General features: G+C 63.4%; 9 protein-coding genes and 1 pseudogene. 6 read left to right on the top strand and 4 right to left on the bottom strand.

Annotated features, from left to right (window positions below; all coding sequences use genetic code 11):
- On the top strand, positions 1 to 509 hold a 509-nt coding region (locus DM995_RS17705; RefSeq protein WP_502696616.1), incomplete at its 5' end, for a glycoside hydrolase family 130 protein.
- Positions 510 to 670: 161 nt separating this feature from the next.
- Here DM995_RS17705 and DM995_RS17700 read toward each other — a convergent pair.
- The 4 genes from DM995_RS17700 to gnd form a co-directional block, all read right to left on the bottom strand.
- Positions 671 to 1,207: an SRPBCC family protein gene (locus tag DM995_RS17700; protein ID WP_196490602.1), complete on the bottom strand. Its 537-nt coding sequence runs from the start codon at positions 1,205 to 1,207 to the stop codon at positions 671 to 673.
- Between the two features lie 40 nt (positions 1,208 to 1,247).
- Positions 1,248 to 1,508, bottom strand: coding sequence for a hypothetical protein (locus DM995_RS21990; RefSeq protein WP_156135672.1), 261 nt, complete (start codon positions 1,506 to 1,508; stop codon positions 1,248 to 1,250).
- A gap of 167 nt (positions 1,509 to 1,675) precedes the next feature.
- The gene (locus DM995_RS17695; protein ID WP_081097107.1) at positions 1,676 to 2,482 is read right to left on the bottom strand and encodes an LOG family protein; all 807 of its coding nucleotides are present in this window, start codon (positions 2,480 to 2,482) and stop codon (positions 1,676 to 1,678) included.
- A complete protein-coding gene (gene gnd / locus DM995_RS17690; protein WP_082730821.1) occupies positions 2,479 to 3,753 on the bottom strand; it encodes a phosphogluconate dehydrogenase (NAD(+)-dependent, decarboxylating) in 1,275 nt (424 codons plus the stop codon). The genes DM995_RS17695 and gnd overlap by 4 nt, the downstream gene beginning before the upstream one ends.
- Between gnd and DM995_RS17685 the strand changes: the two genes are divergently transcribed.
- From DM995_RS17685 to DM995_RS17665, 5 genes and pseudogenes are all read left to right on the top strand, one after another.
- Entirely contained in the window at positions 3,752 to 5,239 is a 1,488-nt protein-coding gene (locus tag DM995_RS17685; RefSeq protein WP_116970559.1) for an MBL fold metallo-hydrolase RNA specificity domain-containing protein, read from the top strand. The genes gnd and DM995_RS17685 overlap by 2 nt on opposite strands.
- A 116-nt stretch (positions 5,240 to 5,355) precedes the next feature.
- A complete protein-coding gene (locus tag DM995_RS17680; RefSeq protein WP_116970558.1) occupies positions 5,356 to 5,715 on the top strand; it encodes a hypothetical protein in 360 nt (119 codons plus the stop codon).
- A gap of 145 nt (positions 5,716 to 5,860) precedes the next feature.
- On the top strand, positions 5,861 to 6,337 hold the full coding sequence (locus DM995_RS17675) for a MerR family transcriptional regulator (RefSeq protein WP_232824522.1): 477 nt from the start codon (positions 5,861 to 5,863) through the stop codon (positions 6,335 to 6,337).
- A 27-nt stretch (positions 6,338 to 6,364) separates the two neighbouring features.
- The gene (locus DM995_RS17670) at positions 6,365 to 6,700 is read left to right on the top strand and encodes a hypothetical protein (RefSeq protein ID WP_039330740.1); all 336 of its coding nucleotides are present in this window, start codon (positions 6,365 to 6,367) and stop codon (positions 6,698 to 6,700) included.
- Positions 6,701 to 6,720: 20 nt separating this feature from the next.
- Positions 6,721 to 7,536 (top strand): annotated as a pseudogene (locus tag DM995_RS17665) (2Fe-2S iron-sulfur cluster-binding protein); the annotation flags it as partial.

The raw sequence follows: 7,536 nt of genomic DNA, 5'->3' as shown, positions 1-7,536 counted from the left end.
ATGCAGATCATACAGCTTCACCAAAGCAACCTGGAAAAAATACGCCTGCTATATGGGATCGGATCGACGGGAAATACGCGATGATCGGACGGCAGGATAACGAGAACATCTGGCTCCTGGCCTCGGACGATGTTTACGATTGGAACGGCGGGGCAAGAATAGTCCGGCCGCGTTGGCCTTGGGAATTCGTCCAGATGGGCAACTGCGGCTCGCCGATCGAAATCGACGAGGGTTGGTTGCTCATGACTCACGGTGTTGGACCGGCGCGCAATTACTGCATTGGCGCTTGCCTCCTCGACCGAAAGGATCCTGCCAAACTGCTTGCCCGGGTCACACAGCCGTTGTTGCGGGCCGATGCGGACGAACGGGATGGTTACGTTCCCAATGTCATGTACAGCTGCGGTGCGATGGTTCACGGGCGGACTTTGGTGTTGCCCTACGCTGTTGCCGATAGCTTCACTCGTTTCGCCACAATGCCGCTCGATCGGTTGCTGGCGGCGATGGCGTAGCGGGATCGCGATCCAGGGAGAAGCCAGACAATTGACAGCACGCCATCTTGCTGCTTCACCCGCCGCAATAAGGCATATCCGCAGGAGGAACACCCTGACCGGTGAGGGTGTCGTCGTGCAAATTTTTCCTGTGCGTTGTTCCGAGCCCCCTGCCCGCGCGGTCACGCGGCGAAGGTGTGTGCTGCATCGTTCGCCATGGATCGGGTGCACCAGCGTGCATATGCGCGGCCAGGGATCAGTCCCAACAAGCGCCAGGGCCAATTCGGCAGATCGTAGTCGATGAAGACCGTCAGCCGCGAACCGAGTCCTTGGGGGGCAATGTCGAAACCCATCCGATAGGCACCGATGACCAGCAATCGCGGCACGCCTTCGGTTTCCCAGGCCTTGCGGCGAGGCGGATCGCGTTCGGTGACGATCTCGCTCAGCTCGAGCGAAAGGCCCAGCACCTTGCCGTGCATGCCGATCCTCGAGCCCAGCATACGTCCGCGATCGTGATCGAACGTGAACTTCATCGAACTCCCGGCCATCATTGCAGAAGACTGCATCATGTGGGACGCCAGCTTTGCTTGATCGTCCAGGTGCTCGAACAGCGTTGCGGGATCGACGGCAATATCGACCACTACAGCCGCTCTGTGCTGGTAGAATCTCTGTGGTGATTTGCCGTGCGGCATCGAATCCTGCCGTTCTTCGCCCTTCACCGTAGAGCGTTCACTTGACTGCATGGCGCCGGCAAGCCGTTCAACAGCAGCCGCCGGACTTCATCGGCATGGCGGAAGGCGATGGGGACGGCGAAGGGTGAGGTGCCGCGGCGGGCGCGCGCTGGGTTCGCGCGGAGCGCTGCCGATGCCGGACAGGGTGCTTCGGCTTCGCCTTGGGTTTCACCTGCTGCTTTGGAGCAGGCATGTCGCTCATGCCGGGAGGCATCTGGTCGGCCAGGGCGGGGCCGATACCTGCGGTCAGAAGTCCCAAAGCAGCGACGATCATCGATGTTCTTTTCATGCAGTGTTTCCTTGCTGATGGCTGCCACGGTTCGGTCAGCCTCGCGGGGATTCTGCGGCGGGCGGGTTAGAGGCGCTATACGTAGATCGCGAATGGACAGCGCGGGCGATCACGCCGACGAAAGAGCATCGCATCGACAGCGCCAGGCCGCGGAGCGCTGGCCAGGCCTACGATACGGGTTCAAGGCCGAGGCTTATCAGAGCCTGCCAGACCTCATCGGACGTATTTGCATAGGCGAACAGTTCGCGATCGGCGCGATCGATCATGCCGTTCTCGCAGAAAACATCGAGATTGATGGCTGCCTGCCAATAGCTTTGGTCGAACAGCACGATCGGCACCTTGGGAGCCTTTCCGGTCTGGCGGAGGGTCAGGATTTCGAACATCTCGTCCAAAGTCCCGAAGCCGCCCGGGAATACGACCAGAGCGCTGGCGCGCATCGCGAGGTGCATTTTGCGGATCGCAAAATAATGGAACCGGAATGTCAGCTCGGGCGTGGTGTAGGGATTGGGTGCCTGCTCGCGCGGGAGCGTGATATTGAAACCGATCGTCGGTGCACAGGCATCGTGCGCGCCGCGATTGGCCGCCTCCATGATCCCCGGCCCGCCCCCAGTGGCGATGACATTGACCCGTTTGCCATCGTTGCGCGAGAGCGCGCCGCCGCGTTCGGATGCCAGTCGGCCGAACTTGCGCGCCTCGTCATACCAGAAGCCGCCATTGCCAGTTTGCCCTGCCCGGACCCGCGCACTGCCGAAGACGACAATCGTCGACAAGACGCCCCAAGCGCGCAGAGCCTCTTCGACTTTTTCGTATTCGAGCAGAAAGCGGACCCCGCGCATCGAATCGCCGAGAATGAAGTCCTGATCCAGCGCGGCCAAACGGTACGAGGGCATGTCCGCAGCGCGCACGCTTGGAAAGCAATGCTCGCAGGGATGCGGTGTGAGGGCGCTGCAGTACGGCTCGTCATTCGAGGTCATCGGCGCGCTCCAATATCCTCGGGGCGGGTTCCGCGTGATCCTTGGAGCTGCGGCTGCATGGCCTCGCGATGACCGCCGAACTCCTCGCGCATGGCCGAAAGCATCTTGTCGCCGAACGTATGCTCGTGGCGCGACCTGAACCGCGCATTCAATGCGGCAGCCAGGACATTGGCCGGAACACCTTGCTTGATCGCGGTCGATACGGCCCAACGCCCCTCGCCGGAGTCGTCGACCTGTCCTTCGAGATGCAGCAGCTGGCCATCCTTGGCCAAAGCGCCCGCGATCAGGTCGAGCAGCCAGGAGGATACGACACTGCCCCGCCGCCAAACCTCGGCGATATCCGCGAGGTTGAATTCGTATCGAGCGCCTGTCCGATCGGCCAGGACCGAGGCGTTTCGCAGGATGTCGAAGCCTTCGGCGAACGCCTGCATCATCCCATATTCGATGGCGTTGTGAACCATCTTCGCGAAGTGTCCGGCGCCGTGGGGTCCGGCATGGACATATCCATGGTCCGGCCTCTGGTCTGCGCCCTGGCGTCCGATCGTCTGTGCCGCTGCGCCGATCCCGGGCGCCAGCGCCTTGAAGATCGGATCGATATGGGAGACCGCTTCGGGCGTTCCGCCGATCATCAGCGAGTAGCCGCGCTCGCGGCCCCAGATGCCGCCGCTCGTGCCCACATCGACGTAACCGATCCCGCTTTCAGCGAGCAGGGCCGCCCGGCGAAGATCATCTTCATAGAAGGTGTTTCCGCCATCGACGATGATGTCGCCGGGAGACAGGAGGTCCGACAGGGTGTGAATGGCCGTTTCGGTTGCGGAGCCGGCTGGCAGCATTATCCAGAGGACGCGCGGCGCGGACAGGGCTGCTACCAGCCCGGACAGATCACGTGCTGCTTGAGCTCCAGCTGCCGCGATTTCATCCACCCGCGCCAGGTCGAGATCGAAGGCAATGCAGCTGTGCCCTGCGGCCAGCAGCCTGCGGGCGATATTGCTGCCCATGCGGCCGAGCCCGACAATTCCGATTTGCATGCCGACCGTCCCCCTCTCCATCGTTTTTCGCTTCGAAGCGCGCCAGGCGAATATAGACCCGGCATGCGTTCGAGCGCCCTGACCTGGTGCAACTGCGGCGACGCGGCAAATAGCGCCATAGGTAGATGTCACATTGCCCCAGGTCGCCGCGCGACCATTCGCTGCGAGCAATACGTATGGCCTTCGTCCCGCACGCCAGAGAAAATCGGTCCTAGAACCACGATTTCGGGAGGCAACGTCCATGCACAAGCACAAGAAGCACCGCGCGAAGGACAAGTCCCGCGGACATTTCCTCCCCGGCATCGAACCGCAGGCGAGACTTGACGTAGAGCCTCGTCCGTCCGGACATGGACTTGCGATCGGTTTCTTTGGCGCCAGCGGAACCGTGACGGGATCGCGCTACCTTCTCGAAGACGATTCGACGCGAATACTGGTGGATTGCGGACTGTTCCAGGGTGGCCGGGAGCTCAGGGGACTCAATTGGGCGCCGCCTCCGCCCGAGGTCGATGACGTCGAAACCATTCTCCTCACGCACGCGCACCTCGATCATTCCGGAGCGATCCCGCGCCTGGTTCGCAATGGCTGGAAAGGGCGGGTCATCGCGACGCGCGCCACGGCCGAACTCTGCGAGCTGCTGCTTCCGGACAGCGGCCATCTCCAGGAGAAGGACGCCCAGTTCGCCAACCGGCGGGGCTATTCGCGGCATCGGCCCGCCTTGCCGCTCTACACCCAGAATGACGCTCTCAACGCACTGGAGCATTTCGAAGGTGTGGCTTTCGACGCAGCTGTAGAGGTCGCCCCCGGCATCTCCGCGCGCTTTCGCCGCGCCGGCCATATCCTTGGCGCAGCCTCGATCGAGATCGACTGGAAGGGCACGAGGATTCTCTTTTCAGGGGATTTGGGCCGCTACGACGATGCAGTCATGTTCGATCCCACACCGCCGCCGGAAGCGGACTATCTGATCGTCGAATCCACGTACGGTGACCGTGAGCATGATGCGCTCTCGCCCGAACTGGCTTTGGGCGACACTATCGAGCGCTGTATTGCGCGGGGCGGGACGGTCGTCATCCCGGCATTCGCGGTCGGACGGGCGCAGTCGCTGCTCTACTACCTGTCCCTGCTCAAGCAAGCGGGGCGGTTGCAGGGCGCGCCGGTCTATCTCGACAGCCCGATGGCGATCGACGCCAGCGAGATCATGTGTGCCCACTCGGGCGGCCACCGTTTGTCCCGCGAGCAATGCAAAACGGCCTGCGCAGTCGCGCACTACGTCCGCGAATCCGAGGAATCGAAGGCCCTGACGGCAGATCGGAATCCGAAGGTCATCATCTCGGCGAGCGGCATGGCCACGGGCGGACGCGTGCTCCATCATCTCGCCCAGTTCGCGCCCGACCCGAAAAACCTCATCCTGTTCGCAGGGTTCCAGGCCGTCGGAACCCGAGGGGCCGCGCTGGTTGCCGGGGCAACGTCGATCCGGATCTTCGGGGAAGAGGTGCCGGTCCTTGCCGAGGTGAGCAACCTCTCGATGCTGTCGGCGCATGCCGATTGCAACGAAATCATGCGCTGGCTTTCGGGCATGCCGAAGGCGCCGCGCAGGACCTTTGTGACCCACGGCGAAGCCAGCGCCTCAGCGATATTGGCGCAGCGGATCGTACGCGAACTCGGCTGGCACTGCGAAACTCCCCGGCTGGGCAGCTGGGGCGACATGGCGCTGGCCACGGACCACGCCTGACAATGTGACCAATACGTATGTCAAGCAGGGACGGGGGTCCTTATCCCAATGAATGAAGACAGGATCTTCCCCATTAGGCCTGGGGCCGGCCTCCAAATTTCGCGAAGGAGTCGATCATGTTGAAGAAGTCCCTCACCGCCGCGTTCGCTGGAATTGCCTTGCTCGGCGCGACCCCGGTCCTGTCGCAGGGCATCGGCCACACCTGGTTTATGCGCGGCACCATCGTCGAAGTCGGTTCGACCGGAACAGTCGTTTGCATCGGCAAAGCCGACGGTGCCGAGGTCGGACAGGTTCTCGACGTCTATCGGATCGTCCCTCATACTGGCCCGCAAAAGGGCACGGGCCCGAGTTTTCACCGCAAGGAGGTCGGCGAAGTCAGGATCGATCACGTTTTCGACGACCATTTCGCCCACGTCACCGTCGTCAGCGGCCGACCGGCGCGCAACGACATCGTTGAATTGCGGCGCAACCACTGAGCGCGGCCAGCCGCGTGCGCGGCGGCTGTCGATGAGGTCGTTGGCAATCCCCACCGGAGGGCCAACGACCCCTACTCCCCGTGCGAGGCGCTGCACGGCCGGGACGCCCAACAACGGTTCCAAGCGGAAACCGCCTGCACACAAGATGCAGCGCCCGGCCAGCCACATTGGGATGGATGCCATGGCAGGATTGAAGATAGGAGAGGTCGCCGCAGCCGCCGGCGTGGGCCGCGATGCGGTTCGCCATTACGAACGCATCGGCCTGTTGCCTGCGGTGGTCAGAAATGGCGCAGGCTACCGGGTCTACAGCGACGACGACCTCGAGCGGCTGCAATGCATTCGCCACGTCCACGAAGCGGGCTTCAGCCTCGAACAGACCCGCGATTTGCTCGAAGCATCGACAGCAAACCGCGATCGGATCGAGACGCTGCTCGGCGTCACGCGCGCGAAGCTCGACGCCGCGAGGGACAATGTCGAGTGGCTCTCGGAAGTCGAAACGTTCCTGACCAGCCTGGTCGCCGCAACGCCGCTAGACGAAGCCCAGCCCCTGTGGGTCGGTTTTCAGGCGGGAAGATGTGCAACGCGGCGCCGCAGATCGCGCTTCGCGCGAGGCAATTGCTAATCATTACCAAGAAAGAAAGGACCGAATTTGGCTTACCTAAATCGCAAGGCACTGTCGTGGACTGGCTTCGGTCTGGCGCTTGCAGGCGCCCTCGCGCTGTCGGCCTGCAACAGCAAGGACAAAGAGGCCACCCCCAGCGCGGCAGCCACCGACGCCGCAAGCGAGACAGGAGCCAGCGACGCGACCAATTCCACGGCAGCCGACGATATGCACAACCGGATGGAGGCCGACCAGCGCCAGAAGATGGATCACGACAGCATGCGCATGGGTCCGGGAATGAACCACCCCGCTACCCCGGCTCCCGACTCGCAGCCAACCAACCAGAGCAGTTCGATGCCAAGCGGGGGCATGCAGGACATGTAGGCGGCGATCGAGCGTTCCCCATGTCGATGCCGAAGCCCCGATGCGCTGTGATCGCTATCGCTGCGTGTGCGCTGGCAATGCCAGCGCACGCGCAGGACGGCGACGAGCACAGCGCGCATCATCCAGGCGGTGCCGCGCCGTCGCCCATGGCTACGCCCTCCCCCATGAGCAGCAACGGCGGGGCCAAGCCGGGCGGCCAGCCCGCCGCCGATAGCGCCATGTCCGCGATGATGCAGGACATGATGCAGGAGATGATGGGCGGAGAAGGCGAACATGGCGGAGCGAACCGGCGCGGTCCGTTTTTCGCCAAACTGCTGACATTGCCAGCCACTTCGGCCGAGGAGAAGCAGGCTCTGGCCAGCCAGGCGGAACAGCGCGTCTCAGACGGCTTGGCAATGGTCGAAGCGGCCAACGCGGCGGCAATGCACGCCGCGACCCCGCAAGCCCGGCTCGATGCGGCAAAGAAGTTGCGCGAAGGGCTCGATCTTCTGAAGAGCGGTGCTGCCGGTCAAGCCGCGCTTGCGAGCGAAGCGCAAGCTCCGATCGCGGCGCAGACCTGGTTTCGCGACCAGCTCGGCATCGCCGATCCGGCGCATGCAAGCGCTCGGCAATTGTTTGGACTTTCGCCTTCGCACTTCTTGCTCATGCTCTTCCTCGCCTTGGTCAGCGCCAGTCTAATCGCGCTGCAAGTGCTCCGGCTTCGCCGTGTCCGGACGCTGATGGGTGCGGCGAATGCCGCGAGCGGCCCTTCGGTCGCGGCGCCCGTTGCCGCCCTCGCCAGGACCTCGGGGCAACCGCTGCCGGAATCGCTTCCCCCGGCTCGCGACGCCGTGCCG

The organism is Blastomonas sp. UPD001, assembly GCF_003426715.1.
Classification (GTDB): Bacteria; Pseudomonadota; Alphaproteobacteria; order Sphingomonadales; family Sphingomonadaceae; genus Blastomonas.
Note: the sequence above shows the minus strand (reverse complement) of the source record. Positions and strands in the feature narration are given on the sequence as shown.